This window comes from Pseudomonas sp. RIT-PI-q (assembly GCF_001297125.1).
Lineage (GTDB): Bacteria > Pseudomonadota > Gammaproteobacteria > Pseudomonadales > Pseudomonadaceae > Aquipseudomonas.
On record NZ_LHPC01000028.1, the window covers coordinates 233,458 to 257,463 of the forward strand.

The window sequence follows — 24,006 nt, forward strand, 5'->3', positions numbered from 1 at the left end:
TTCGTTACGACTAGCGAAATTGCGCGAGGAACCGCAAGTCGTTGTCGAAGAACAGACGCAAGTCGTTCACGCCGTAACGCAGCATGGCCAGACGCTCAACGCCCATGCCGAAGGCAAAGCCCGAAAACTCTTCCGGGTCGATCCCGGACATGCGCAGTACGTTCGGGTGAACCATGCCGCAGCCCATGACTTCCAGCCAGCCAGTCTGTTTGCAGACGCGGCAGCCTTTACCGCTGCACATCACGCATTCCATGTCGACTTCAGCGGACGGCTCGGTGAACGGGAAGTACGAAGGACGGAAACGCACGGCCAGTTCTTTTTCGAAGAACACCCGCAGGAACTCTTCGATGGTCCCTTTCAGGTCGGCGAAGTTGATGTCGCGGTCAACCAGCAGGCCTTCGACCTGGTGGAACATCGGCGAGTGGGTGATATCGGAGTCGCTGCGGTACACACGGCCTGGGCAGACGATGCGGATCGGCGGCTGTTTCGATTCCATGGTGCGGACCTGTACCGGCGAGGTATGGGTGCGCAGCAGCATGTTGGCATTGAAATAGAAGGTGTCATGCATCGACCGGGCCGGGTGGTGGCCTGGGATGTTGAGCGCTTCGAAGTTGTGGTAGTCGTCTTCGACCTCAGGGCCTTCGGCAATGCCGTAGCCAATGTGGGTGAAGAACTGTTCGATACGTTCCAGAGTGCGAGTAACCGGATGCAGACCACCCGAGGACTGGCCACGGCCAGGCAGGGTCACGTCAATGGACTCGGCAGACAGTTTGGCGGCTAGATCAGCCTCTTCAAACAACGCCTTGCGCGCATTGAGAACCTCTGTGACACGCTCCTTGGCAACGTTGATCAGGGCGCCGACTTGCGGACGCTCTTCTGCCGGCAAATTCCCCAGGGTCTTCATCACCTGAGTCAATTCACCCTTTTTGCCAAGGTAGTGAACCCGGATTTGCTCCAGGGCATTGATATCTTCAGCGCTTTGCACAGCCTCTAGTGCTTGAGAGACGAGCGCATCCAGGTTTTCCATGTACAGACTCCAGATACAAAATAGGGGAAGAGCTTGAAGGCTCTTCCCCTATTTATGACGTTTAACACCTGGCCCCACAGAGGTGAGGCCGGGTGACTGTCGGGGGTACTTAAGCCAAGGTGGCTTTAGCTTTCTCGACAATCGCAGCAAACGCCGCTTTTTCGTTCACTGCCAGATCAGCCAGAACCTTACGGTCGATCTCGATGGACGCTTTTTTCAGGCCGGCGATGAAACGGCTGTAGGACAGACCGTTGATACGTGCACCAGCGTTGATACGAGCGATCCACAGAGCGCGGAACTGACGTTTTTTCTGACGACGGTCACGGTAGGCGTATTGGCCTGCCTTGATTACCGCTTGCTTGGCAACACGGAATACGCGCGAGCGAGCGCCGTAGTAGCCTTTAGCAAGTTTCAGAATTTTTTTGTGACGTTTACGGGCAATGACGCCACGCTTTACACGAGCCATGAGTTACTTCCTCTATTCTTGACTAAATTAACGAAGGCGCAGCATGCGCTCGACTTTTGCCACGTCACACGGTGCCAGCAAGCTGCTACCGCGCAGTTGACGCTTACGCTTGGTCGACATTTTAGTCAGGATGTGGCTCTTGAAAGCGTGCTTGTGCTTGATACCGTTAGCAGTTTTCAGAAACCGCTTAGCAGCACCACTTTTAGTTTTCATTTTTGGCATGTTCGGATACTCCGCATTCAGTTGATAAACATAATCAGAAGGCCTGCCGTGCCCTATTGATTACTTCTTCTTTTTCGGGGCGATGACCATGATCAGCTGGCGTCCTTCCATCTTAGGATGCTGTTCGACCGAACCGTACTCGAGCAAGTCACCTTCAACTCGCTTGAGGAGTTCCATCCCCAGCTCCTGGTGGGCCATCTCACGGCCGCGGAATCGCAAGGATACCTTGGCCCTGTCCCCATCACTCAGGAAACGTACCAGGTTGCGCAGTTTTACCTGGTAATCCCCTTCCTCCGTCCCTGGACGAAACTTGATTTCTTTAACCTGGATCTGCTTCTGGTTTTTCTTGGCCGCGGCAATCTGCTTCTTCTTCTCGAAGATCGATTTGCCGTAGTCCATCAGTTTGCAAACAGGGGGTACTGCATCGGCGGAAATTTCCACCAGATCCAGTTTGGCCTCTTCAGCCTTAAGAAGCGCGTCTTCAATTGACACAATCCCAAGCTGTTCACCTTCAGCCCCAATTAACCGAACCTCGCGTGCCGAGATATTCTCGTTGATCGGGGCTTTCGGTGCAGCTCGTTTATCTTGTCTCATTTCACGCTTAATAGTAATTACTCCGAATCTGGGCGACCACGCCGGGAAACCGCTTGCGCGAGAAACTCAGCGAACTGGGCGACGGGCATCGAGCCCAGGTCAGCACCTTCACGAGTACGCACAGCGACAGTCTGCATCTCGACTTCCCGATCTCCGATAACCAAGAGATAAGGAACCTTGAGCAAAGTATGCTCGCGGATTTTAAAGCCGATCTTTTCATTTCTCAAGTCAGACTTGGCACGAAATCCGCTTTCGTTGAGGGTTTTTTCAACCTCGGCGGCAAAATCGGCCTGTTTATCAGTGATATTCATGATCACTGCCTGGGTCGGAGCCAGCCACGCAGGGAATGCACCCTCGTAGTGCTCGATCAGAATTCCGACGAAACGTTCGAAGGAGCCCAGGATCGCCCGATGCAACATCACCGGGTGCTTGCGACTGTTGTCTTCGGAGACGTATTCGGCTCCCAGACGGACAGGCAGGTTAAAATCGAGCTGAAGAGTACCACACTGCCAGACGCGGCCGAGGCAATCTTTCAGCGAGAATTCGATCTTCGGACCGTAGAACGCACCCTCGCCCGGCTGCAGATCGTACGGCAAGCCAGCGCTATCAAGGGCTGCAGCCAATGCAGCTTCAGCGCGGTCCCACAGCTCGTCGGAACCGACACGTTTTTCCGGACGAGTGGACAGCTTCATCTCGACGTCTTTAAAGCCGAAGTCGGCATAGACGTCCATGGTCAGCTTGATGAACGCAGCGGATTCAGCCTGCATCTGCTCTTCGGTGCAGAAGATGTGGGCATCGTCTTGAGTGAACGCACGCACACGCATGATGCCGTGCAACGCACCCGACGGCTCGTTACGGTGACAGGCACCGAATTCGGCCAGGCGCATCGGCAACTCGCGGTAGCTTTTCAGGCCCTGATTGAACACTTGCACGTGGCAAGGGCAGTTCATTGGCTTGATCGCGTAATCGCGGTTTTCCGACTGCGTGGTGAACATGTTGTCGGCGTAGTTGGCCCAGTGCCCGGATTTCTCCCACAGGCTGCGGTCAACGACTTGCGGAGTCTTGATCTCCAGATAACCGTTGTCGCGCTGCACCTTGCGCATGTACTGCTCGAGCACCTGGTACAGGGTCCATCCATTCGGGTGCCAGAACACCATGCCCGGGGATTCTTCCTGGGTGTGGAACAGGCCCAGGCGCTTGCCGATCTTGCGGTGATCGCGCTTTTCAGCTTCTTCGATGCGCTGGATGTAAGCCGCCAGCTGCTTCTTGTCAGCCCATGCGGTGCCGTAAACGCGCTGCAACTGCTCGTTCTTGGCATCGCCACGCCAGTAGGCGCCGGACAACTTGGTCAGCTTGAAGGATTTCAGGAAGCGGGTGTTCGGCACGTGCGGACCGCGGCACATGTCGACGTATTCTTCGTGATAGTACAGGCCCATGGCCTGTTCGTTCGGCATGTCCTCGACCAGGCGCAACTTGTAGTCTTCGCCACGGGCCTTGAACACTTCGATCACTTCGGCGCGCGGAGTGACTTTCTTGATCACGTCGTAATCTTTTTCGATCAGCTGCTGCATGCGCTGTTCGATCGCGGCGAGGTCGTCCGGAGTGAAAGGACGCTCGAAGGCGATGTCGTAATAGAAGCCTTCGTCGATGACCGGGCCGATGACCATCTTCGCAGTCGGGTACAGCTGCTTGACCGCATGGCCGACCAGGTGGGCGCAAGAGTGGCGAATGATCTCCAGCCCCTCTTCATCCTTTGGCGTAATGATTTGCAGCGTGGAATCGCTGTCGATGATGTCGCTGGCGTCGACCAGCTTGCCATTGACCTTGCCGGCCACGGTGGCTTTGGCCAGGCCAGCACCAATGGATGCGGCGACCTCGGCTACGGAAACCGGGTGATCGAATGAACGTTGACTGCCGTCGGGAAGAGTAATAGTTGGCATGGCGCCTCCTCTCCTAGTGGTGACCCCTACCAAAGGTCACGTGGGTTGGGATGAGCCAGTACAAGATCCGATCCAGGCCATTCAATGACGAACGCCTGCCTTACAGCGGCAGGAGCCTTGCGGCCAACCGGAAAACCGAACCAGAGTGACTGGGATTCAAATCAGGGTTATTCGTGCCGCTGCCGCTGCCGGGACTGAAGGTCATCCGGAGCCTGCAAACGCCCGAGCGGGGAATGCTAGCACAGATGAACGGTCGCCGCGGCACAGAGGTTTTCTGCTGGCGCAAATCAGGCATTTTCGCCAGAGTGCTGAACTTGGACCCCGCTTTACCCCTCAGATAACAAGACATTGACCCACAAGGAGCATCCCAGCATGCGTCTGAATCGTTTGTTCGCTGTAGTCGCCCCCCTCGTCCTGTTGCTGCCACTGGCGGCACATGCAGATTGGCCAAAGGGTGAACGCGAGAAATACATGGCTCAGTGCACCCAGGCAGCCACCCCACAGATCGGCGCTGCTGCGGCCAAAGCTCACTGCGCTTGTGGTGCCGACGCGATCAAATCGTACCCGGCCAGCGACATCCAGTCCTTGATGGACAACACAGCCAGTGACGCCCTGAAACAAAAAGCACTGGGCCAAATTGCCTCGTGCAAAGCCGATAACAAAGCGAAAAAATAAGCCCGAATGGACGCTTTGAAGGCCTCAACAGCCGATGAAAAGCCTCCGAAAAGCGCTTTTTCGTACAATTTATGCAGGTTTTACAGCTTTTTTTATCGTCTTTACTTTCGGCTGAAAGCCTTTAACTACGGGGCTTTCAGCCACATCAGGCAACAAAGAAAGCACGACTGTAGGGCAAACAGCACGTCCGGGGGGCTCCCAAAGCGAACATTTCGACTATGATACTCGGGTGTGCCCAGTTGGCCTGAGCAGCACAGTACTACTGAAAATATATGTTTCTTGGAGATACACCATGTCTAATCGCCAAACCGGCACCGTTAAATGGTTCAACGATGAAAAAGGCTTCGGCTTCATCACTCCTCAAGGTGGCGGTGACGACCTGTTCGTACACTTCAAAGCTATCGAAAGCGACGGTTTCAAAAGCCTGAAAGAAGGCCAGACTGTTTCCTTCGTGGCTGAGAAAGGCCAAAAGGGTATGCAAGCTGCTCAAGTTCGCCCAGAGTAATTTCCAGGCGCACTAAAAAAACCCCGTCCATGTGACGGGGTTTTTTATGGGTGAAACAAAAGCCTGATGCGATCAGCCGCAGTTGACGCGGGTGACGACCCGATTGGCATCGGTGTTCAGGTTCAGGCGATCGGAGCGGTATTCCAGGGTCACCATGTCGGTGGGCAAAAGGAACCGAGCATTCTGTGCCCCTGCACGGGTACGCGCCTGCTCCAGCAGTTCGGGCGAAGCTTTTTTACCAATGGTGAATTCGGCAGCCTTTGCCTCACAACGGCTGTGTCCCGTGTCAGTCGTCGTAACAGGGTCTGTTGCCGACTCGGTGGAGGTAGTGCTGCAACCGGCCAGCGTGGCAACGGCCAGCAAAGTACCCAATGACGCGAGCTTCCAAGGCATGAAGCCTCCTTCTTTCAATAGTTAAGCTGAGATCGTGCGACCGCCAATCTGGCGTTTGGTTTCAGAGAGCGAGTGCCAGCACCCTGCCCTCAATCCGGTCAGGCGGCGAGTTTGCCTGAGCATCGCCCCGCCGTTTACCCCTCAATCGTGACTGAATATGAACAGCCCTCAATAAACGTCGATGTAGTCGAACGGCGGCGTCGGCCAGTTCTCTTTGAGCGCGTTGAAGATCTGCATGACCCAGACCTCGTCGCTGGCGGCGACACGTCCTACATAACCAGAGCCCTTGGCCCACGTCTCCAGGCGAAACAGCAGCCCGCCAATGTCGGTGCCGCCGACGACACCTGACGAAATGTAGGCGATGCCACCTTTGGTCACGCGCAACTGGGTGTGTTCATCATCGCTCGCGCTGGCCAGCAACTGGCGCACAGCCTCAAGGGTCAAGCCGTCAGGCGTATTCAAATCGATCTGCACAGCACTGTCCTTGGAAAATCGTTAAAGACCAAGTGTCGCATAGCCCTTCCCCCATGCCTAAGTCGGAGTGCCAAAAGCCGCGCAAAATGGTTAACTCGACACTCAGACTTCCCCGACTTCACGAGCGCCATCATGTCCACCATAAACATCGACGCCAACATCACAGTCAAGTGGCGACAGGGTCACAGCTCTTACAGCCCGGGCAGCCCGGAAGAGTTGGCAATTATTGGTATCGATCTATTGGTCAAGGAGCTGGGGACCGAAGCCGCCCAGCAATTTATCGCGCAGATTTTCGAGAAGTACCCCGCCGACCTCATGGGTGCAGCAGATTCCGGGAGAGAGTAAAAACCCGCAGGCTGGCACCTGCGGGCATGACGCTTACTTCAGACGAGCCAGACGCTCGGTCAGCAGATCGAAGAAGCCCTGAGCGTCGCCGCTTTCAACCCAGAAAGCATTCTTCGGCGCTTTCAGGCCGTCATACCAGTCGACGATGGTTTGGCCGAAGGTCGGACCTTCGCGGCTATCTACGACTACGTTGACCGATCGACCGGTGAACAGCTCCGGCTTGAGCAGGTAGGCAATCACCGTGGCGTCATGCACCGGGCCGCCCGGCAGGCCGTAGTGCTCCATGTCACCCTTGACGTACTCATTCAGAATATCGCCCACCAGCTTGCTGGCATTGTTATTGATGGCCGCGATCTGCTTCAGTCGTGCCTCGCTGGTGAGAATCTTGTGGGTCACGTCCAGCGGCAGGTAGGTCAGCTTCACGCCACTTTTGAGCACCACTTCCGCCGCCTGCGGATCGGCGAACAGGTTGAACTCGGCCACCGGGGTGATATTGCCCCCGTTGAAGTGAGCCCCGCCCATGATCACCACTTCCTTGATGCCCTGAACGATTTCTGGTTCCTGGATCAGCGCCAGGGCCAGGTTGGTCTGCGGGCCGAGCATGGCGATAGTGATGCTGTGAGGCTTGGCGGTCTTCAAGGTGTCGATCAGGTAGTTGACCGCATTGCCTTGGGCCAGGCCTTTCTTCGGTTCATGCACAGCGACACCCGACAACCCTTCCTTGCCATGGATATCCTCGGCGTAGATCGGCGTGCGCATCAGCGGTTTCGGCGCACCGGCGTAGACCGGCACTTCTTCGCGCCCCGCCCACTCACGGGCCAGGCGCGCATTACGCGATGTCTTGTCCAGGCGAACGTTGCCGGCGACGGTGGTCAGCGCACGAATGCTCAGCTCTTCGGGCGATGCCAGGGCGAACAGCAAGGCAACCACGTCGTCGGCCCCCGGATCGGTGTCGATGATCAGGTCGATCTTTTCCGCCGCGTGGGCGCTTGTTGCGGTAATCAGGGACAAAAGCAGCAGACTCCGGAGCAGGTGGTGCAGTTTCTGAGCATAGCGGTACATAGCGCACTCCTTGTGCGTGGAACACAGAAAGACAACAGCGAACTAAAACGTCACCCCAGCCACCAGCACAATGTTGCAGTACGGCTGACATTCGCCTGTGCGAATAATCGCCCGTGCCTGTCGGCTGAGGACTTTAAATTGGTCATGGCTGAGCAGCTCGCGCTGACCCAGCGCACCTTCGGCATTCAACTCGTCCAGCGTCGTCAGCGCCGATGGCTGTTTCTCAAGGATTTCCTGGGCCAGCACATGGCTTTCGACCTGCATTTCACTGAGCAAAACTTTCAAAGTGCTGACGAAATCCGGAATGCCGTGGGTCAGGGCCAGGTCGATCAGCTCGACGCCCGGCGGCACCGGTAGCCCGGCATCACCAATGACCACAATGTCGCCATGCCCCAGGGACGCGATCAGCCGCGATAGCGCGACGTTAAGCAGTGGTGTTTTTTTCATGGTGCTTTAAAGGCCTGTACGTCGGACAAGGTGGGAATCGAGGGTTGCGCGCCGGCACGAGTGACCGAGAACGCCGCAGCGACCTGGCCGAAACGGATGGCTTGAGCTTCGGTTTTGCCGGTCGCCAACGCCGCGGCGAAACCACCGACAAAGGTGTCGCCAGCCGCCGTGGTGTCGACAGCCTTCACCTTGGGCGCCGGGAAATGCTCGAAGACTTTGCCATTGGCAAACAGCGAACCTTGGGCGCCGAGGGTGATGATGACCTTGCTGGCGCCCATGGCGATCAAACGGGCCGCGGCGGTTTCGGCGGTTTCCAGGGAGTCCACCGGCAACCCGCTCAGGGCCGAGGCTTCGCTTTCGTTGGGAATCAGGTAATCGATGGCCGCGTACCAGTCTGCCGGCAGCGGGCGACTGGCCGGTGCCGGGTTCAGGATCACGACTTTGCCCAACTCGCGACCGCGCTTGAGCGCATGGCCGACGGTGGCATCCGGCACTTCCAGCTGGCAGATGAGCACATCTGCCGCCTGCAATACCGCATCGAAACGGTCGATCACTTCTGGCGTCAACGCACCATTGGCACCGGCGACGATCACGATCGCGTTCTGACTGTTGTCGTCGACCACAATCAACGCCACACCGCTGGCACCGTCGACGGTGCTCACGGCCTGGCAATCGATTTGCTCGGCCAACAACGCCCCGCGCAGCTGTTCGCCATAGGCATCACTGCCCACACAGCCGACCATCGACACCTGCGCGCCCAGCCTCGCGGCGGCGACTGCCTGATTCGCGCCCTTGCCGCCGGAGACCGTGGAAAACGACCTGCCGATCAGTGTTTCACCACCACGGGGCAACCTTGGGGCCCGGGTGACCAGGTCCATGTTCAGGCTGCCGATTACCACTACTTTTGCTGGCATACATCACTACTCATCAATTCTGGTTTCAGCGGTGCTTTGGGTTTAGCGGTACTCTTCGAACACACCGGCCAGCGGCGCAGTCGATTCGCGCAGGACAATGCTCGGCGTCACGATCCGTTGATCGGTGGCCATATCCGGCGTGGCGATCCTGCGTAAAAGCACTTCCGCGGCCATCTCGCCCAATTGCAGGATCGACTGGCCCACCGTGGTCAGCGCCGGATAGACGTAACGGCTCATCTGGATATCGTCGAAGCCGATCACCGACAGATCGCTCGGTACACGAATATTGCGCTCGGCCGCCGCGCGCAGCACGCCGATGCCGATCATGTCGTTGCCGGCGAAGATCGCGCTGGGCGGGTTCTTTTCCAACAGGATCGCAGCGGCGTTGTAACCGCCGGTGCTGGTGAAGTCGCTTTCCAGCATGCGCTCGCGAGGCACTTCAACGCCCGCCTCTTTCAACGCGCGGCAATAACCGGCCAGACGCATCTGCGCCACACTGGTACTCGCCGGACCGCCAATCGTGGCGATGTCCCGATGGCCCAACTCCAGAAGGTGTCGGGTCGCCAGATAGGCGCCGTATTCGTGGTCGATGCGCACCAGATCGGCATTCACACCGGCCAGCCCACGGTCGACGATGACCATTGGCGTGCGTACCGCTGCAAGGCCTTCTGCCAATCCTGCGTCACCGCCGGCCGACGCCACGATCAGCCCGTCGATACGCTTTTCCAGCAGCACGCGCAGGTAGCTGCGTTGCTTGTCCGGGTTGTCGTCGGAGTTGCAGAGGATTACGCAGTAGCCGTTGCGCTCGCAGTAATCCTCGATCCCACGGGCCAGTTCGGCGAAGTACGGGTTGAGGCTGTTAGGCACCAGCAGGCCGATGGTCGCAGTAGTTTTAGCCTTGAGCGAGCGGGCCACGGCGCTGGGCACGTAGTCAAGACTCTTGATCGCCGCCTCGACTTTGATCCGCACTTCTTCACTGACCGGTCGAGTCTTGTTCACCACGTGGGAAACCGTGGTGTAGGAAATTCCCGCGAGCGCTGCCACATCCTTGATCGTTGCCATGACTCAGGTCCGCCGGCTTGCGCGCTGACTGCGATAAGTATCAAGCACCACCGCGACCACGATCACCGCGCCGGTGATGATGCGCTTGGTCGGTTCGGTCGCGCCGATTTGCGCCAGACCGGCCGCCAATACGGAAATGATCAACACCCCGAAGAACGTACTGATGACCGAACCACGGCCGCCCATCAGGCTGGTGCCGCCGATGACCACGGCAGCGATTACTTGCAACTCCAGACCGGAACCGGCATTCGGGTCCGCAGCCTCCAGACGGGAAATCTGAAACAGCGCGGCGATACCGGCCAGCAGTCCCATCAGACTGAACACCAGAATCTTGTAGGGCTTTGGATTAATCCCTGCCAGACGCACCGCTTCTTCATTGGTGCCGATGCCGATCAGGTAGCGACCGAACACGGTACGGGTCAACACGGCCTGGGCAATGAAGATGATTAGCAAGGCAATGATGAACGACGGCGAGATACCGAAGGCAATCGGGTTGGACAGCCAGGCAAAGGCATCACCGATGTAGGCTGTGCGCGAACCGGTCATCTGGTACGCCACGCCGCGAGCCATTTCCAGCACGCCGAGGGAGACGATGAAGGACGGAATCCGCCACGCCACGGTGATCGAGCCGGTGATGGTGCCGGCCAGCGCCGCAGCGCCCATCCCCAGCAACGCCGCAGGCAGCACGCTCCAGCCCCAGCCGAGAATCGCCACGCTGACCGTCGACGCCGCGAGCGCCAATACCGAGCCCACCGACAAATCGATCCCACCGATGATCAAGACGAACGTCATGCCGACCGCCAGCACCATCAAATCGGGGATCTGGTTGGCCAGGGTGCTGAAGGTGTCGTAAGACAGGAAATGGCTGCTCAGGACCGAGAACAGCGCGATCATCGCCAGCAAGGCTCCGGCCAGGCCCAGATAGGTGCCGAGGCCGTAGAAGTTGCCACTACGTTTGCCAGCAGACGTTGCAGTTGTCATGGGAGATCCCTAGGCGCGGCTTCGTTGAGCAGCGCATCACGTTTTGGGTAGCCGGCGAAAGCGGCCGCAAGCAAATCATCCTGCGTCCAGCTGTCGCGTTCGAAAGTATCGATCAGGCGCCCCGCCGACAGCACGCCAATCCGGTCGCAAATCAGCATCAGCTCACGCAGGTCGCTGGACACCACCACCAGCGCTTTGCCCTGGCGAGTCAGCTCACCAAGCAGTGCATAGATGTCGAACTTGGCGCCCACATCGATGCCACGGGTCGGCTCGTCGAACAGCAGCACCGAGCAATCGCGTTCCAGCCAACGGCCGATCACGACTTTCTGTTGGTTGCCGCCGGACAGCTCAGACACCAACTGCGTCGGGCTGGAACTGCGGATGTGCATGGCGTCGATCTGACGCTGGGCCAGGGCCATCTCGTCACCGTTGTTGACGAAGCCGCCGCTGGAAATGACCGGCATATTGCCCAGCGCAATGTTGGCGCTGATCGATTGAGTCAGCAGCAAGCCTTCACCCTTGCGGTCTTCGGTGATCAGGGCGATGCCGTGACCGACCGCGTCAGCCGGTGAACGAATACTCACCACTTGCGCCGGCGAACCCAGGGCAACCGTGCCGCTGTCCGCGGTGTCGGCGCCGAAAATCAGGCGCAGCAACTCGGTGCGCCCTGCCCCGATCAAACCGGAAATACCGAAGATCTCGCCGGCGCGCACTTCGAAAGACACGTCGCGAACCTTGTCCAAGCGAGTCAGCCCTTTGACCGTCAACGCCGGAGCGCCAATCTTGCGCGGCCCCATGTCGATGTGTTCGCCGAGTTCTCGACCGACCATCAACGTGACCAGTTGCTCACTGTTGTAATTGGCCATCGGCTCGACGCAGACCAGGTTGCCGTCGCGCAATACCGCAATGCGCTGGGCCACTCGCGCCAGTTCTTCGAGGCGGTGGGAAATGTAGATGATCGACACGCCGCGAGCCTGCAGGCGAGTGATCTGTTCGAACAGCATCTCGACTTCTCTGGCCGTGAGCATCGCGGTCGGTTCATCGAGAATCAGCACATGGCAATCGCCGATCAGGTTGCGCGCAATCTCGACCATTTGTTGATGGCCGATGCCGAGTTCACCGACCAGGGTGTCCGGATCGATCGCGTCGAGCCCGACCTGAGCCATGGCCTCGATTGCAGCCTTGCGCAGTTGCTTGCGACTGATCCAGCCGCCGCTGCTGGGCAGGTTGTCGAGGAACAGGTTTTCCGCCACCGACAGGGTCGGCAGCAGATTGAGTTCTTGCATGACCATGCGGATGCCCAGGTCTTCAGCCTGGGTGCGGCTGCCGGGGCGGTAATCCTGACCCTGGAATTGCATCTGGCCAGTGGTCGGTGTGACCAGCCCGCCAATGATTTTCGACAGGGTGCTTTTGCCGGCGCCGTTCTCACCGGTCAGCGCCAGCACTTCGCCGCGCATCAGCGTCAGGTCAATACCGGTCAGGACCGGTTGGGCATAAGTCTTACCGATACCGCTGACCGAGAGGACAGCGTTCGGGGCGCAAACTGACATAAAAACTCTCCATGTGCTCGCCCCGACGGGCGAGCACCGTTGTCTCGCCAGAAGGACTACTTGGTCACCAGCTCTACCGGAGTTTCGATAACGCTGTTGGCGCCGCTGTCGACTTTCTCGCCCTTGATGATTTTCAGCGCGGTCTCGATGCCGAACACGGCTTGCTTGGCTGCAAACTGGTCAGCGGTAGCTAGCACGCGGCCGTCCTTGAGCATCGGCTTAATGGCATTGATGTTGTCGTAACCGACCACTTGTACCTTGCCAGCCTTGCCTGCGGCACGTACGGCGGAAACGGCGCCGACGGCCATGCTGTCGTTGCCGGCCAGCAGGGCTTTGACTTCTGGGTATTCGCTGAGGATCGAAGCGGCAACCTTGTTGCCCTTGTCGATCTCCCAGTCACCGGACTGCAGAGAGACAACCTTGATCTGCGCCGCTTCCATCGCATCTTTGAAGCCTGCGGTGCGGGCTTGAGCGTTGGTGGTAGTGGAAACGCCTTCAATGATGCCGACTTCGTCACCGGTCTTCAGTTGTTTGGCCAGGTACTCGCCCACCAGGCGCGCACCTTTGCGGTTATCCGGGCCTACGAACGGAACGGTGATGTTCTTGCTTTTGACCACGGCCGGGTCAAGCTGGTTGTCGATGTTGATCACGGTGATACCGGCATCGATGGCTTTCTTGATCACGGGCACCATGGCCTTTGAGTCAGCGGGCGCGATGACCAGCGCATTGACCTTGGCCAGAATCATTTGCTCGACGATACGCGTCTGGCCAGCCGTGTCGGTTTCGTCCTTGATGCCGTTGGAGATCAGCTCGAAATCGCCGGAGTGGTCTTTCTGGTAAGCCTTGGCGCCGTCTTCCATAGTCAGGAAGAATTCATTGGCCAGGGATTTCATGACCAGCGCGACTTTAGGTTTTTCAGGGGTTTCGGCGAAGGCCGAGGAGACGGGTAACGCGGCGGATGCGACAGCCAGCATAGCGACAGCGAGAAGACGTCCAGCGAATGGCAGCTTCATGAGTTCACTCCGATCTTATGATTATTGTGAGCAACACTTGCGCTGGGCGTAGGCTTGATCGCACTTTTCAATGAACGAGCCTTCGGGAGCACCACGCAAACGTTTGCGAGATCGAACTATGCGAACCCTGCCGATATTTGTCAACGACCGGAAACAACCATTTTGTGGTTCGGTTGGCAACAACCGGGCAATCGTGTCACGCGGTAGTGCTGACGACATTACCGGCAGTGGAACCTTCAGTTAATGCTTTTGCCAGGGCCCCTGCCACTTGAGCAATGGCGCCTGCGGTATCGGCGATCTGCTGCTGAACCGACATCACGGCCGTGGCTTTGGCTTCCGGTGATGAGTAAGACGCTGCCTGAGTCGCGGCCAGTTGCTGCTGTTGTTCGCGCAGTTGCTGTTGCAGTTCCTGCATACGCTTGAGCAGCATCTGCACCGCAATACTTTGACTGCTACCAGCGCTTTCGGTTTTTGCACTGCCCTGCCCGGCGCCACCGAGGCTGACGGTTTTTTTGTCGTCCTCGTCGACACCCAACCGCTGCGCTGCGCCTTCAGCCGTGGTGTCACTCAAGGCATCAGTTGCCACCGCAGATTTGCCTCCGATGTTGACGACAGCGGCGTTTGGAAAACCGACAGTAAACGACATGTGAACTCCGTTAAAAAAGATCCTTTAAGGAAGCATCGACCTGCGGGTGGGTTTCTTTAGCGGTGATTCAAGATCCGGCAAGACGACTTGTTCAACAGAGACTGTAGGATTTTTCGGAGAGCCGAACATAAACATCAAACATATTCGGAAACCCGGACGACATGGCGCGGAACCGCTGCCGATTTCATTCACAAATACTTATACAAATCATGATGTTAAAAGGTTTTTCAGATTCAAAGTGTGACTGGTACAGATCCTGCTCTTCTCTTGTACCCCAAGCGTTCAGATCGGCCTGGGGTGCATCTAGATGAACCTGCATCAGCACCGTCTCACTACTAGAGAGAAAAATAATGACATCTGCTTTCAAAACCTTTGTTCCGGGCGCCTTGGCCCTCCTGCTGCTCCTGCCTACCGCCCTTCAGGCTAAAGAAGTCGACACCCAACAGAAACTGGCGAACGTGGTGATCCTGGCCACCGGTGGCACCATTGCCGGCGCGGGCGCCAGCGCTGCTAACAGTGCAACCTATCAAGCCGCGAAAGTCGGCATCGAACAACTCATCGCTGGCGTTCCGGAACTGAGCCAACTGGCCAACGTGCGTGGCGAACAGGTCATGCAGATCGCGTCCGAAAGCATCACCAACGACAACCTGCTGCAACTGGGTCGTCGCGTGGCGGAACTGGCCGACAGCAAAGACGTCGATGGCATCGTCATCACCCATGGCACCGACACCCTGGAAGAAACCGCCTACTTCCTGAACCTGGTGGAAAAAACCGACAAGCCGATCATCGTCGTCGGCTCCATGCGCCCAGGCACCGCGATGTCCGCCGATGGCATGCTCAACCTGTACAACGCCGTGGCCGTGGCCAGCAGCAAAGAAGCACGCGGTAAAGGCGTGCTGGTGACCATGAACGATGAAATCCAGTCGGGTCGCGATGTCAGCAAAATGATCAACATCAAGACCGAGGCCTTCAAAAGTGCCTGGGGTCCGCTTGGCATGGTCGTCGAAGGCAAATCCTACTGGTTCCGCTTACCAGCCAAGCGCCACACCATGGACTCGGAATTCGACATCAAGTCGATCAAGAGCCTGCCTGACGTCGAAATTGCCTACTCCTATGGCAATGTCAGCGATACCGCCTACAAAGCCCTGGCTCAGTCAGGCGCCAAAGCGATCATCCACGCCGGCACCGGCAATGGTTCGGTGTCTTCGCGGGTCGTGCCAACCCTGCAAGCCCTGCGCAAGGATGGCGTACAGATCATTCGTTCTTCCCACGTCAACGCCGGTGGTTTCGTCCTGCGTAACGCCGAACAGCCTGACGACAAGTACGACTGGGTCGTGGCACATGACTTGAACCCGCAGAAGGCTCGCATCCTGGCCATGGTCGCGCTGACCAAGACCAATGACAGCAAAGAGCTGCAACGGATGTTCTGGGAATACTGATTCACCCTCGCCCGACCGGCTCCGGTCGGGCACCGCTTGCGCCACTCGCCAACCCTGGCGAGTGGTCTCTTATCTGATAAAAAAACCTCCTTCGTCCTACATCAAACGGAAAAAACTGCTGTCAGAGGATTTTCTTGAATTTTAAGCAGTTGCGAAAATGCCTACAGTTAAATACTGTATGCACGTACAGCTTAATAAGGATAATTCCGTGGCCACCACCTCCGCCTCTCCTGACGCCTATGAACGCCTGGGTATGCGCGTTCAGAAAATCATCAATTCCCCCACCGCGCAAAAAGCCAAAGCAGCGCTGATCTTCCGCCTCCCGGACGAGCCAGTGGATGAGTGGGAGCGCTTGCTCGAAGAGATCGATGAGAACGACAACGTCACGCTCGCTTATCGCGACGATGGCGGTGTGCAGATTTTCTGGGTTGTGCCGAAGGAAGATTGAGTCAATGAGTGTCCGTTGGTTTGTTTTACTGTTTCTGTTCTTCACCATGGGCGCGCAAGCTGCCGCCCCCCGCACCTTCAACGAAGCCAAGAAAGTTGCCTGGAAGCTATACGCCCCGCAATCAACCGAGTTCTATTGCGGCTGCAAATACACCGGCAACAAAGTCGACCTCGCGGCCTGCGGTTATGTCCCGCGAAAAAACGCCAAGCGCGCCTCCCGCATTGAGTGGGAGCACATTGTCCCGGCCTGGCAGATCGGCCATCAACGTCAATGCTGGCAAGAAGGCGGGCGCAAGAACTGCACGCGCTACGACCCGGTTTATCAGAAGGCCGAGGCCGATCTGCATAACCTGGTGCCGAGCATCGGTGAGGTAAACGGCGATCGCAGCAATTTCAGTTTCGGCTGGCTGCCGGTGCAATCGGGTCAATACGGTTCGTGCCTGACCCAGGTCGACTTCAAGGCGAAGAAGGTCATGCCCCGCCCTTCCATTCGCGGCATGATCGCCCGGACGTATTTCTACATGAGCAAGCAGTACGGCTTGAGCTTGTCGAAACAGGATCGCCAACTGTACGAAGCCTGGAACAAAACCTATCCGGTACAAGCTTGGGAACGCCAGCGTAATCAGAGCGTGGCGTGTGTCATGGGGCGCGGCAACGAGTTTGTCGGGCCGGTCGACATGAAAGCCTGCGGTTAAGCGTTCGCTGAAAACACCAAGGCCTCGGGCGTGATACCCGAGGCCTTTTTTCGTTTCTAACCACCGACTTTGTTGTAGCGCCAATAACCCATCAGGTTGAGTGACTCCCGGGCTATGCCGCGCTCCTTGATCAAGTATTTGCGCAGGCTCATCACCGCCACCGTTTCCCCGGCGATCCAGCCGTAGAAGCCATCAGCGGCCGATTCCGAGGTTTCCCAGAGTATGTCCGCATCGACATCGACTTCCGCCAACTCCACCTTATCGTGTGTACTCGAAGAGGATGACGGCAGATTCGCCCGACGGACCGCTTCGACCATCAGCGATCCCGCCCCGGTCGCGGCGGCGTGATCGCGAATCAGCCACTCCACCGAAAGCCCGGGCCAGTCTGGAACCGGCAGCGCATCTTCCATGCTGTCCACTTCAAAAAACGCCTGGGTGATCGGCGGCTCGGCAAGCGCCGCCATCTCATCGAGAATGCCAAGCGCGGCCGGCAATGCAGTGGCGTCGGCGACCAGTAATAACTGCTTGAGCTGTTGCGGGGGCTTCCATTCAAAACCTCCCGCGTCTTGCGCCGAGAACCGGCGATCCGGGGCGACAATCTGAATCGGTTCGCCCGGCACCGCGTGGAGCGCCCAACGGGACGCGGGACCGGTTTCGCCGTGCAACACGAAGTCGATGTCCACTTCGCCCTGCTCGGCGCGCAAATGACGGATGGTGTAAGTACGCATCGCCGGGCGCCGGGCCACCGGCATCGAGCGGAAACGGGCGTACCAGCCATCGTCATGGGACAATCGGGCGGGCGATCCGTCGACGGCAGGAAAGAACAGCTTCACGCGTTGATCCGGCGCCCAGGTCGCCATCTCGGTGACCATCGGGCCGGCCAGCGTGACGCGCATCAAATGAGGGCTCAGGGTCTTTTTTTGACGCAAGACCGCGTCGAATAGTTTGTAGGGATTGGCGGAGGCCATGGGCAGAGCTCCTTCAGGGAATCGACAGTGACTTCGTATAGAGACGAGCCCCTACCGACACCCTTTAAGATGTTCCGCCGAACAGCAGGATCGTTACTGAGCGGCTGGGCGCTCGACAATCAGCGATTCGATGTTCATTTTTTTCGCCCGAGCCAGCGCCGCATTCAAATCTGCCTGCCTGGCTTCAGCCTCGGCCTTCGAACTGAATGGCCCGACCAGAATCCGGGTTTTGCCATTTTCAGTGACGACGTTGGAAACAAAAGCGTGCTCGATCAACCAGCCGCTGAGGTCGCTGACCGCCTGAGTCGTTTCGCCTCGCACTTCGAGATCCCATTGTGGCGCAGATGCCACCGCGGGCGCGGCCGCCGCAGCCGGCTGCGACTTTTGCGCGTCGACGCTCTTGCCCTCACCGCATCCCGCCAGCGCCAGTACCGCGATTACCAAGACCATTTTGCGCACAACGCTTCCCTCTGAATGCTAAAAGCCTGGATTTTAACATTCATGAATACTTCCCGAGTGCCGCAAAATGGGCTTAAAACAACGAGAATGATGGTTGCGGCCTCTGTATAGTTACGCCTTGGGAATTAATGCAGCATCTGCGCGTCAGAAAGAGGCACCCAAACTGTGAGACTTCGCACTAATCTATACATACCACCGACCTCTGCACTGTTCGAATCAGGTGCCCTACAAAGCAATCAAGGAGAAGACCATGCTGATACTCACCCGCAAAGTCGGTGAAAGCATAAATATTGGTGATGACATTACGATCACCATTCTGGGCGTAAGCGGCCAGCAAGTCAGGATTGGCATCAACGCCCCGAAAGACGTTGCAGTGCACCGCGAAGAAATTTATCAACGCATTCAGGCTGGCCTGACCGCCCCGGACAAGCCGCAGACCTGAATCCAGTTGCATCAGTAGCCAGCCCGCTCGCCACGGCTGGCTTAAGATTCAAGCGCCGCATCGCCCTCCCGTTACGCGCTCGCCCCCTTCTTGAGAAGTCATGGCATTCCTCTGCGATGCCGTCAGGAATCCGCCGCCGATCCTAACGGCAAATCACACGCCATGACTGTCAGACGTTACGGGTTAACCCCGAGAAAGTGTCTGATCACACTCAACTAACCGAACGTCACGCCCCGCGCCATGCCCGTGGCCGCCACGACCATCAGCAACACCAGCAGCGCTTCGATATGGCTGATCCGTGCAAACAACTTCGCACGGCCGGTATCGATCGCCGCGCCACGCCCCAGCGCAATCCGCCATTTGATCAGCGTCACCATCGGTGCAGTTTCCAGCAACAGGATCAGGACGAAAAGCGTCATCTTGAGGTGGAACAATGGCTGGTGAAGATAGTAATCAGTGCCCTTTTCGTACCCGCCAAAAGCGCGCATCCCACCGGTGATCAGAAGAATGACGGCAGAAATGCCCCACAGATTATCCGCGATCAATACGCTGCGAGCTTCCCCCACCCCGGCAGCCAGACGCCGAAAAGCCGTGCCGCGAGTCAGCACAGCCCAGAAGCCCAAGGCAAATGCCAAAAGGTGAACCGCCGCAAGAAACCAGTGAGCCAGCATCGAGATACTCCTGTCAGGACGAAGTTGAATCAACCTGTCAGTAGTAGCCCAAGAATTGCCGGCCTGCACCACGACACTTCCCCCTCAAACAATTCGCCATCTCCCTCATGAGCATGCTTAAAACAAAATATTACAGAGCGTCTAGACTCCAGAACACTAGTGCCAAAGGTTCCTGAAGCACTACCCCCCAACAGCAGTCATTCCCACCGAATTGACCTGAGTACACAAAATCATGTGTGAATCATGTGATTCAAAACCTGTTCAAAACGCCAATGATCGTCGTCGTTTTCTTCGTTTTGCCGGACTAGGCGCAGGGGCTCTGCTGCTGGCCGGCGTGCTGCCGGGCAAGATCATCCAGGCCGCCGAGAAACCGTCCTCCCCCCCAAAACCACAAAACTCGATCAGCCCCGATATGGCGCTGAAAAGACTGATGGAGGGAAATGAACGGTATGTGTCCGGCACCTCCAAGACACACGACTTCAAGGCGGAACGAGAAGCCCTGGTCTCCGGCCAGAACCCGTTCGTGGCGGTGCTGAGTTGCTCGGACTCGCGTATCGCTCCCGAATACGCTTTTGACACGGCTCGAGGCGACCTTTTCGCCATTCGCGTGGCAGGCAACTTCGTGACCGATGAGGGGCTGGCAAGTCTTGAATACGGCGTCGCGGTGCTCGGGGCACCGTTGATCCTCGTGTTGGGGCATGAGAGTTGCGGCGCTATCGAGGCAGGCATAAAGGCCGTTAAAGATCACATCGTTTTCCCTGGCCACATCCCGAAACTGACCGACGCGCTCAAGGCCTCTATCGAGAAAGTGCTGAAGGAACCCGGAAGCCTTGTCGAAAACGCCACCGCGCAAAACGTCAAAAACTCCGTCAACCGCCTGAAAAACGCCTCACCCTTGCTAACTGATGCACTCAGCAAGGGCACGTTAAAAATCGTCGGTGGCGTTTATCGACTTGGAACCGGCAAAGTGGAATTGATCGCCTGAGCCTGAGGGATATCCTGATGTAAAGAGCCCAGCGCGATGGCTGGGCTCTGGTTATTTTCTGTTTTCCATCATCTTGTCGGCGAGCGCTTTGGCCCTTTCTATCAACAGGTTTTGCCTGTCGTCGTGAGTAGCCCCTCCTACAACGGGTGCCGTCAGATTGCTTTCTGCAATCAACGCAGCGCAGAAGTATTGATCCCAAACAGCTCTGTTCTCAGAGGCCTGTTTGTTCATTTGGTCGGCGATCATATGCGGCTCCTTTTGATGAGGTAGCGCCCCTAGTTTACGCCCGAATCGAAAACAAACCGCGCCATGAAGACATTCGGCAAACGGTGTCAGCGAGAGGAAAAATTGCAGACCATAAAAAGACCCACCATTTGATGGGTCTCCCAGAGAGTGGATTTTCTTTGGTCGCCGCGATTGGACTTCGACAATAACTAAAAGCTACTCCGAGGCATATTTCGCGCCGTGCGGATCATTTAGTTTTGCCTGCAACAGCGCCCACTCTCGCTGAATGATCGAGTAGGGAACAAAGAGGCTGATTCTCTCGGCCATCTTTATGCCGGGGTGGAAGCTCACATCGTTCAGTGTGGTGGAGTAAAAACCGATATTGATACCGACAACACTGCCGTCGCCGGCGATGACTGGTCCACCCGACATCCCCTGGACCAGCGGGGCATCATGGATGCCATAGAGATCGCCGCTGTGTTCGGTGGCATTGACGAAAGGCGTTTGGTACACCTTGCCTTTCCCGGTGGTGGTCACCAGATAAGGGCTCGCCCCCACGGCTGTAATGCTCTCGCCTACACGCGGTGCGCGCCACGAAGGGCAGCGGCCGTTGGCTTTGTGCTGGATGAAGACGAGATCGCAGCCTGTACTGCAGCTGTATTTCACGTTGGAGACAAGCGGCGTGTGGCGGGTAGTGACAGCGTAGTCCTCGTTCCATTGTACGGCCGAAGCCATGTATACATAGGGCAAAGGAAAGCCTGAAAAGACGACGAAGTATGAATCGTTAGTAGGCCCCGAAAGATCGGGTTTGACGATGCCGTTGCATCCTGCAGTTATAGCTCCTATTAAAAAGCAGGCCATGATCTTGATCATGATATTTCACCGACTTATAGGGAGTATATGACTGTTTTTTGTTGTCAGTTTTTTGTCATTTGCCGGGTATTAGTTATCCTCGCCGCTTGTCTAGTTGGACGTTTTGTTATTTATGGCTGAGTTTGTAATGGGCCGTATGAATGAATTGCGCTAAGGCTAATTTCTTTTCGATACAGCCAATTAGTGCAAATGTTTGACGCCGGAAAAGCGTCAAACACAAAGAGAAAAAACAATAGCTTCTATGGTAACTAACGCACGCCGCCATGGCCCGACGTTCGACATAGGGCCAGGGCCATGAGAGGGAAGCGCATCCAACTCGCCACTCTGCGCGTCAGTCGGCACCAGCGCTCATTTTGATCTGCGCAATTGTATTTTCCAGCACAATCACCTTCCTGATCAGCGCAAGTTTGGATCCATCATCCAGTTTATCCGTGGACATCTCGGTTAAAGCACGCGCCATTCTAGCGACGATTTCGCTATTCAGGCTTCGCCTATTCAGTTGAGCGGCGCGTTTTAATTTCAGATGCAAATCTTCAGGTAGCCGGAGAACAAATGTATCGAGTGTGGTAGTCACCCTAAAATCCTTAGTAGAAATAACCGTCCAATAGCTTGAAGCCTGGCAGACCGCTTTTCATATAGGACTTTTCTGAATTTAACGCTCGACGTTTCCTACATTGATACTGGCGTTCTACAGTTACGGTCCATGGCGGCAGGAAACTGCACTGAGGTGGGCATACAGCAGCACCAACGATAGCCATGGCAGGGCCATCAGAAATCAGAAGATCCCAGCGACAAAATCATCGTGCCTTGGTGGCTCGACTTTTCTTTGTCGATTCAGGTATCTGGTCCTTCATGAACAGCGACGTGAACGCCAGTTGAAAGGCAATGATGAAGAAGAAGACAGGCTCGACAGGCCAACGGAAGCAGATTCCCGCTCCCCAGCAAAGCATTAGAACGCTGGCAGCGATACGCCGATGTCGTTTCGATATCCGATTCGAGACTTTCGCTGCCCACGCATTGAGATCTGAGTACCATCCCATTTTGTCACTCCCTGACTTGGTCCTATTTGGAAATACATCGCCCATTCAATACGGGATAAACAACAGCACCACAATGAAAAATTCTACATTCGAATGATGAGGACCTAGGCTGCTGCCTTTTTCGTTACTATCTGTTTAACAGAGCGCACGATGCGAGAAATGAATGTTTTGTTTTCGACCCAGCGACTTAACAGCCAAGATGCTGCCAACGAAATCAAAATCGTCACGACACTAATTAGCACAGCATTTAGCACCGACGCATATATTAGTTTCTGCGACAACCCAAGAACAAACAGCATGATCGGAAAATGAATAACATACAGAGTATATGAATAACTCGCATGCTTATAAAGAAACTTGGGAAAGGACGTCAACCCTCCCATGAGCAATGCAAGAAAACAAGCAAACCATAATCCAGACACCACTCTAAAAATGTTTAGCGTTTCGTATACCACTGCATTGCCAGACGGCTCATCAAACAACGAAAAAATGACGACAGCAACAACCGCTATACTAGAGATCGCAAACCCTACCGCAAAAATCCGGTTATTCATCTGTGGTCTACGCTGGTGAATCAACGCTAACCCAAAGCCCGAAAACCATACCGGAGCCAGTATAAAAAACAACAAACTCTTGTAGGTGACAAAAATTGTCAAGCCAAGCAGGAAGCCCGCAAGCACTTTTCTGCTAGGCCACAGAAAAACTGACGCCGCTATTACATAATACCAAACCTCAATCGATAAACTCCAAAGCGGCCCATTAGTGGGAGCCGTCTCGACTTTGAAACCATTGAGAAATAGCAGTGCGCCCCAAATATCCGATGGAATCGTCACGAATTCAGCACGGACGAAATCCACATTTTCAATGATGAGCAGCGAGTTAGTTCCAGAAGGAAACACGTAAGGTGCCGCAATAGAAAAGACGATTATCAGAATCAAAGATGCGATCAGCGGTGGATAGATTCGGAAGGCTCGATCCCTTATATACTGGCCAATACTGAACACTGAGTTTTTTGATATGTTGTTGCACACAGACTTTCCTATAAGAAAGCCGCTGAGTACGAAGAAAACCATAACGGCGAGTTGTGACACAAGCACAACCAAGGTAAACCAGGACTTAATGGCCGGCAACAGCAGGGTCTGAAAAGTATGCCCGAACAAAACAGCAATCGCAGCCAGAGCGCGAATTGAGTCAAGTTGCTGAGATTGCTCCAGCGTCATTCTAGACATTAGATACTCTTAACCTTTATTGTTATAACCAAATTATTTCACATAAGACTCTCGCTATCACTGCGATCAAGCCTCTTCTGCAAGCGTGAAGCAGGCAACAATTCAACAGCCCAAGGCCCTACTACTCGCCACGTGACACATAATAGCGAGAAACCTACCCGACGTAACCTCGACACGCCGCCAAAGCGATCAGTCCCTGGCGTCGTTGTGGTTGCGA

General features: G+C 56.2%; 30 protein-coding genes. 8 read left to right on the forward strand and 22 right to left on the reverse strand.

The window, feature by feature from the left end; all coding sequences use genetic code 11:
• Nucleotides 1-10: 10 nt before the first annotated feature.
• The 5 genes from pheS to thrS form a co-directional block, all read right to left on the reverse strand.
• A complete protein-coding gene (gene pheS / locus AEQ67_RS13650; protein ID WP_059404377.1) occupies nucleotides 11-1,027 on the reverse strand; it encodes a phenylalanine--tRNA ligase subunit alpha in 1,017 nt (338 codons plus the stop codon).
• Nucleotides 1,028-1,136: 109 nt separating this feature from the next.
• Nucleotides 1,137-1,493, reverse strand: coding sequence for a 50S ribosomal protein L20 (gene rplT, locus AEQ67_RS13655; protein WP_007905879.1), 357 nt, complete (start codon nucleotides 1,491-1,493; stop codon nucleotides 1,137-1,139).
• Nucleotides 1,494-1,520: 27 nt separating this feature from the next.
• Nucleotides 1,521-1,715: a 50S ribosomal protein L35 gene (gene rpmI / locus AEQ67_RS13660; RefSeq protein ID WP_008145659.1), complete on the reverse strand. Its 195-nt coding sequence runs from the start codon at nucleotides 1,713-1,715 to the stop codon at nucleotides 1,521-1,523.
• Nucleotides 1,716-1,775: 60 nt separating this feature from the next.
• Nucleotides 1,776-2,327 carry a translation initiation factor IF-3 gene (infC, locus tag AEQ67_RS13665; protein ID WP_169857083.1) on the reverse strand — a complete coding sequence of 184 codons (552 nt, stop codon included), beginning with the start codon at nucleotides 2,325-2,327 and terminating at the stop codon, nucleotides 1,776-1,778.
• The gene (thrS, locus tag AEQ67_RS13670; RefSeq protein WP_010455934.1) at nucleotides 2,327-4,249 is read right to left on the reverse strand and encodes a threonine--tRNA ligase; all 1,923 of its coding nucleotides are present in this window, start codon (nucleotides 4,247-4,249) and stop codon (nucleotides 2,327-2,329) included. The genes infC and thrS overlap by 1 nt, the downstream gene beginning before the upstream one ends.
• A gap of 372 nt (nucleotides 4,250-4,621) precedes the next feature.
• On the opposite strand from thrS, the gene AEQ67_RS13675 reads away from it, so the two are divergent.
• Nucleotides 4,622-4,924, forward strand: coding sequence for a hypothetical protein (locus AEQ67_RS13675; RefSeq protein WP_059404378.1), 303 nt, complete (start codon nucleotides 4,622-4,624; stop codon nucleotides 4,922-4,924).
• Nucleotides 4,925-5,216: 292 nt separating this feature from the next.
• A complete protein-coding gene (locus AEQ67_RS13680; RefSeq protein ID WP_003179963.1) occupies nucleotides 5,217-5,429 on the forward strand; it encodes a cold-shock protein in 213 nt (70 codons plus the stop codon).
• Between the two features lie 72 nt (nucleotides 5,430-5,501).
• Here the strand turns inward: AEQ67_RS13680 and AEQ67_RS13685 are convergent, their stop codons facing one another.
• Nucleotides 5,502-5,822: an I78 family peptidase inhibitor gene (locus AEQ67_RS13685; RefSeq protein ID WP_059404379.1), complete on the reverse strand. Its 321-nt coding sequence runs from the start codon at nucleotides 5,820-5,822 to the stop codon at nucleotides 5,502-5,504.
• 168 nt (nucleotides 5,823-5,990) lie between these two features.
• Nucleotides 5,991-6,296 carry a hypothetical protein gene (locus tag AEQ67_RS13690; RefSeq protein ID WP_059404380.1) on the reverse strand — a complete coding sequence of 102 codons (306 nt, stop codon included), beginning with the start codon at nucleotides 6,294-6,296 and terminating at the stop codon, nucleotides 5,991-5,993.
• A gap of 132 nt (nucleotides 6,297-6,428) precedes the next feature.
• Here AEQ67_RS13690 and AEQ67_RS13695 point away from each other — a divergent pair, with 132 nt between their 5' ends.
• Nucleotides 6,429-6,641 carry a hypothetical protein gene (locus tag AEQ67_RS13695; RefSeq protein WP_059404381.1) on the forward strand — a complete coding sequence of 71 codons (213 nt, stop codon included), beginning with the start codon at nucleotides 6,429-6,431 and terminating at the stop codon, nucleotides 6,639-6,641.
• A gap of 33 nt (nucleotides 6,642-6,674) precedes the next feature.
• On the opposite strand, the gene AEQ67_RS13700 is transcribed toward AEQ67_RS13695, so the two are convergent.
• From AEQ67_RS13700 to AEQ67_RS13735, 8 genes are all read right to left on the reverse strand, one after another.
• Complete coding sequence (locus AEQ67_RS13700; RefSeq protein ID WP_059404382.1) at nucleotides 6,675-7,703, reverse strand: nucleoside hydrolase; 1,029 nt, start codon at nucleotides 7,701-7,703, stop codon at nucleotides 6,675-6,677.
• A 42-nt stretch (nucleotides 7,704-7,745) separates the two neighbouring features.
• Nucleotides 7,746-8,150: a D-ribose pyranase gene (gene rbsD / locus AEQ67_RS13705; protein ID WP_059404383.1), complete on the reverse strand. Its 405-nt coding sequence runs from the start codon at nucleotides 8,148-8,150 to the stop codon at nucleotides 7,746-7,748.
• Entirely contained in the window at nucleotides 8,147-9,064 is a 918-nt protein-coding gene (gene rbsK / locus AEQ67_RS13710; RefSeq protein WP_059404384.1) for a ribokinase, read from the reverse strand. The genes rbsD and rbsK overlap by 4 nt, the downstream gene beginning before the upstream one ends.
• Nucleotides 9,065-9,106: 42 nt before the next feature.
• Nucleotides 9,107-10,126 (reverse strand): LacI family DNA-binding transcriptional regulator, encoded by a 1,020-nt coding sequence (locus AEQ67_RS13715; protein ID WP_059404385.1) that lies wholly within the window; start codon nucleotides 10,124-10,126, stop codon nucleotides 9,107-9,109.
• Nucleotides 10,127-10,129: 3 nt separating this feature from the next.
• Nucleotides 10,130-11,107, reverse strand: coding sequence for an ABC transporter permease (locus AEQ67_RS13720; RefSeq protein ID WP_059404386.1), 978 nt, complete (start codon nucleotides 11,105-11,107; stop codon nucleotides 10,130-10,132).
• Nucleotides 11,104-12,657 carry a sugar ABC transporter ATP-binding protein gene (locus AEQ67_RS13725; protein ID WP_059404387.1) on the reverse strand — a complete coding sequence of 518 codons (1,554 nt, stop codon included), beginning with the start codon at nucleotides 12,655-12,657 and terminating at the stop codon, nucleotides 11,104-11,106. Before AEQ67_RS13725 ends, AEQ67_RS13720 begins: the two co-directional genes overlap by 4 nt.
• Before the next feature lie 56 nt (nucleotides 12,658-12,713).
• On the reverse strand, nucleotides 12,714-13,670 hold the full coding sequence (locus AEQ67_RS13730) for a sugar ABC transporter substrate-binding protein (protein WP_059404388.1): 957 nt from the start codon (nucleotides 13,668-13,670) through the stop codon (nucleotides 12,714-12,716).
• A gap of 196 nt (nucleotides 13,671-13,866) precedes the next feature.
• The gene (locus tag AEQ67_RS13735) at nucleotides 13,867-14,316 is read right to left on the reverse strand and encodes a hypothetical protein (RefSeq protein ID WP_059404389.1); all 450 of its coding nucleotides are present in this window, start codon (nucleotides 14,314-14,316) and stop codon (nucleotides 13,867-13,869) included.
• 350 nt (nucleotides 14,317-14,666) lie between these two features.
• On the opposite strand from AEQ67_RS13735, the gene AEQ67_RS13740 reads away from it, so the two are divergent.
• From AEQ67_RS13740 to AEQ67_RS13750, 3 genes are all read left to right on the forward strand, one after another.
• A complete protein-coding gene (locus tag AEQ67_RS13740) occupies nucleotides 14,667-15,755 on the forward strand; it encodes an asparaginase (protein ID WP_059404390.1) in 1,089 nt (362 codons plus the stop codon).
• Between the two features lie 157 nt (nucleotides 15,756-15,912).
• Entirely contained in the window at nucleotides 15,913-16,203 is a 291-nt protein-coding gene (locus AEQ67_RS13745) for a DUF1654 domain-containing protein (RefSeq protein WP_059404391.1), read from the forward strand.
• 4 nt (nucleotides 16,204-16,207) lie between these two features.
• A complete protein-coding gene (locus tag AEQ67_RS13750; RefSeq protein ID WP_059404392.1) occupies nucleotides 16,208-16,897 on the forward strand; it encodes an endonuclease in 690 nt (229 codons plus the stop codon).
• Between the two features lie 56 nt (nucleotides 16,898-16,953).
• On the opposite strand, the gene AEQ67_RS13755 is transcribed toward AEQ67_RS13750, so the two are convergent.
• Together AEQ67_RS13755 and AEQ67_RS13760 are read right to left on the reverse strand one after the other, a co-directional pair.
• Entirely contained in the window at nucleotides 16,954-17,865 is a 912-nt protein-coding gene (locus tag AEQ67_RS13755) for a siderophore-interacting protein (protein ID WP_059404393.1), read from the reverse strand.
• 93 nt (nucleotides 17,866-17,958) lie between these two features.
• A complete protein-coding gene (locus AEQ67_RS13760; RefSeq protein WP_059404394.1) occupies nucleotides 17,959-18,324 on the reverse strand; it encodes an SPOR domain-containing protein in 366 nt (121 codons plus the stop codon).
• Nucleotides 18,325-18,574: 250 nt separating this feature from the next.
• Here AEQ67_RS13760 and csrA point away from each other — a divergent pair, with 250 nt between their 5' ends.
• Nucleotides 18,575-18,766 (forward strand): carbon storage regulator CsrA, encoded by a 192-nt coding sequence (csrA, locus tag AEQ67_RS13765; protein WP_059404395.1) that lies wholly within the window; start codon nucleotides 18,575-18,577, stop codon nucleotides 18,764-18,766.
• A gap of 215 nt (nucleotides 18,767-18,981) precedes the next feature.
• On the opposite strand, the gene AEQ67_RS13770 is transcribed toward csrA, so the two are convergent.
• On the reverse strand, nucleotides 18,982-19,437 hold the full coding sequence (locus AEQ67_RS13770; protein WP_059404396.1) for a DUF2214 family protein: 456 nt from the start codon (nucleotides 19,435-19,437) through the stop codon (nucleotides 18,982-18,984).
• Nucleotides 19,438-19,669: 232 nt separating this feature from the next.
• Between AEQ67_RS13770 and AEQ67_RS13775 the strand changes: the two genes are divergently transcribed.
• Nucleotides 19,670-20,422, forward strand: coding sequence for a carbonic anhydrase (locus AEQ67_RS13775; RefSeq protein ID WP_059404397.1), 753 nt, complete (start codon nucleotides 19,670-19,672; stop codon nucleotides 20,420-20,422).
• 51 nt (nucleotides 20,423-20,473) lie between these two features.
• Here AEQ67_RS13775 and AEQ67_RS13780 read toward each other — a convergent pair whose 3' ends face one another.
• The 4 genes from AEQ67_RS13780 to AEQ67_RS13800 all read right to left on the reverse strand — a co-directional run bounded on the left by AEQ67_RS13780 (nucleotide 20,474) and on the right by AEQ67_RS13800 (nucleotide 23,789).
• Nucleotides 20,474-20,668 carry a hypothetical protein gene (locus AEQ67_RS13780; protein WP_059404398.1) on the reverse strand — a complete coding sequence of 65 codons (195 nt, stop codon included), beginning with the start codon at nucleotides 20,666-20,668 and terminating at the stop codon, nucleotides 20,474-20,476.
• Between the two features lie 195 nt (nucleotides 20,669-20,863).
• Nucleotides 20,864-21,520, reverse strand: a complete 657-nt coding sequence (locus AEQ67_RS13785) for a serine protease (protein ID WP_059404399.1) — start codon at nucleotides 21,518-21,520, stop codon at nucleotides 20,864-20,866.
• Nucleotides 21,521-21,851: 331 nt separating this feature from the next.
• Complete coding sequence (locus AEQ67_RS13790) at nucleotides 21,852-22,094, reverse strand: Arc family DNA-binding protein (RefSeq protein WP_059404400.1); 243 nt, start codon at nucleotides 22,092-22,094, stop codon at nucleotides 21,852-21,854.
• A 570-nt stretch (nucleotides 22,095-22,664) separates the two neighbouring features.
• Nucleotides 22,665-23,789 carry an acyltransferase family protein gene (locus AEQ67_RS13800; RefSeq protein ID WP_059404402.1) on the reverse strand — a complete coding sequence of 375 codons (1,125 nt, stop codon included), beginning with the start codon at nucleotides 23,787-23,789 and terminating at the stop codon, nucleotides 22,665-22,667.
• Between the last annotated feature and the right edge of the window lie 217 nt (nucleotides 23,790-24,006).

What these genes read in the sequence shown, in the direction of transcription:
- AEQ67_RS13695 (WP_059404381.1), top strand. Translation starts at nt 6,429, where the DNA reads ATGTCCACCATAAACATCGACGCCAACATCACAGTCAAGTGGCGACAG.
- rbsK (WP_059404384.1), bottom strand. Translation starts at nt 9,064, where the DNA reads ATGCCAGCAAAAGTAGTGGTAATCGGCAGCCTGAACATGGACCTGGTC.
- AEQ67_RS13770 (WP_059404396.1), bottom strand. Translation starts at nt 19,437, where the DNA reads ATGCTGGCTCACTGGTTTCTTGCGGCGGTTCACCTTTTGGCATTTGCC.
- AEQ67_RS13800 (WP_059404402.1), bottom strand. Translation starts at nt 23,789, where the DNA reads ATGTCTAGAATGACGCTGGAGCAATCTCAGCAACTTGACTCAATTCGC.
- thrS (WP_010455934.1), bottom strand. Translation starts at nt 4,249, where the DNA reads ATGCCAACTATTACTCTTCCCGACGGCAGTCAACGTTCATTCGATCAC.
- rbsD (WP_059404383.1), bottom strand. Translation starts at nt 8,150, where the DNA reads ATGAAAAAAACACCACTGCTTAACGTCGCGCTATCGCGGCTGATCGCG.
- AEQ67_RS13755 (WP_059404393.1), bottom strand. Translation starts at nt 17,865, where the DNA reads ATGGCCTCCGCCAATCCCTACAAACTATTCGACGCGGTCTTGCGTCAA.
- AEQ67_RS13675 (WP_059404378.1), top strand. Translation starts at nt 4,622, where the DNA reads ATGCGTCTGAATCGTTTGTTCGCTGTAGTCGCCCCCCTCGTCCTGTTG.
- rpmI (WP_008145659.1), bottom strand. Translation starts at nt 1,715, where the DNA reads ATGCCAAAAATGAAAACTAAAAGTGGTGCTGCTAAGCGGTTTCTGAAA.
- AEQ67_RS13780 (WP_059404398.1), bottom strand. Translation starts at nt 20,668, where the DNA reads ATGATCGCCGACCAAATGAACAAACAGGCCTCTGAGAACAGAGCTGTT.
- AEQ67_RS13720 (WP_059404386.1), bottom strand. Translation starts at nt 11,107, where the DNA reads ATGACAACTGCAACGTCTGCTGGCAAACGTAGTGGCAACTTCTACGGC.
- csrA (WP_059404395.1), top strand. Translation starts at nt 18,575, where the DNA reads ATGCTGATACTCACCCGCAAAGTCGGTGAAAGCATAAATATTGGTGAT.
- AEQ67_RS13700 (WP_059404382.1), bottom strand. Translation starts at nt 7,703, where the DNA reads ATGTACCGCTATGCTCAGAAACTGCACCACCTGCTCCGGAGTCTGCTG.
- AEQ67_RS13750 (WP_059404392.1), top strand. Translation starts at nt 16,208, where the DNA reads ATGAGTGTCCGTTGGTTTGTTTTACTGTTTCTGTTCTTCACCATGGGC.
- AEQ67_RS13715 (WP_059404385.1), bottom strand. Translation starts at nt 10,126, where the DNA reads ATGGCAACGATCAAGGATGTGGCAGCGCTCGCGGGAATTTCCTACACC.
- AEQ67_RS13785 (WP_059404399.1), bottom strand. Translation starts at nt 21,520, where the DNA reads ATGATCAAGATCATGGCCTGCTTTTTAATAGGAGCTATAACTGCAGGA.
- AEQ67_RS13745 (WP_059404391.1), top strand. Translation starts at nt 15,913, where the DNA reads ATGCCTACAGTTAAATACTGTATGCACGTACAGCTTAATAAGGATAAT.
- AEQ67_RS13725 (WP_059404387.1), bottom strand. Translation starts at nt 12,657, where the DNA reads ATGTCAGTTTGCGCCCCGAACGCTGTCCTCTCGGTCAGCGGTATCGGT.
- rplT (WP_007905879.1), bottom strand. Translation starts at nt 1,493, where the DNA reads ATGGCTCGTGTAAAGCGTGGCGTCATTGCCCGTAAACGTCACAAAAAA.
- AEQ67_RS13740 (WP_059404390.1), top strand. Translation starts at nt 14,667, where the DNA reads ATGACATCTGCTTTCAAAACCTTTGTTCCGGGCGCCTTGGCCCTCCTG.
- AEQ67_RS13735 (WP_059404389.1), bottom strand. Translation starts at nt 14,316, where the DNA reads ATGTCGTTTACTGTCGGTTTTCCAAACGCCGCTGTCGTCAACATCGGA.
- AEQ67_RS13685 (WP_059404379.1), bottom strand. Translation starts at nt 5,822, where the DNA reads ATGCCTTGGAAGCTCGCGTCATTGGGTACTTTGCTGGCCGTTGCCACG.
- AEQ67_RS13730 (WP_059404388.1), bottom strand. Translation starts at nt 13,670, where the DNA reads ATGAAGCTGCCATTCGCTGGACGTCTTCTCGCTGTCGCTATGCTGGCT.
- AEQ67_RS13775 (WP_059404397.1), top strand. Translation starts at nt 19,670, where the DNA reads ATGTGTGAATCATGTGATTCAAAACCTGTTCAAAACGCCAATGATCGT.
- AEQ67_RS13680 (WP_003179963.1), top strand. Translation starts at nt 5,217, where the DNA reads ATGTCTAATCGCCAAACCGGCACCGTTAAATGGTTCAACGATGAAAAA.
- pheS (WP_059404377.1), bottom strand. Translation starts at nt 1,027, where the DNA reads ATGGAAAACCTGGATGCGCTCGTCTCTCAAGCACTAGAGGCTGTGCAA.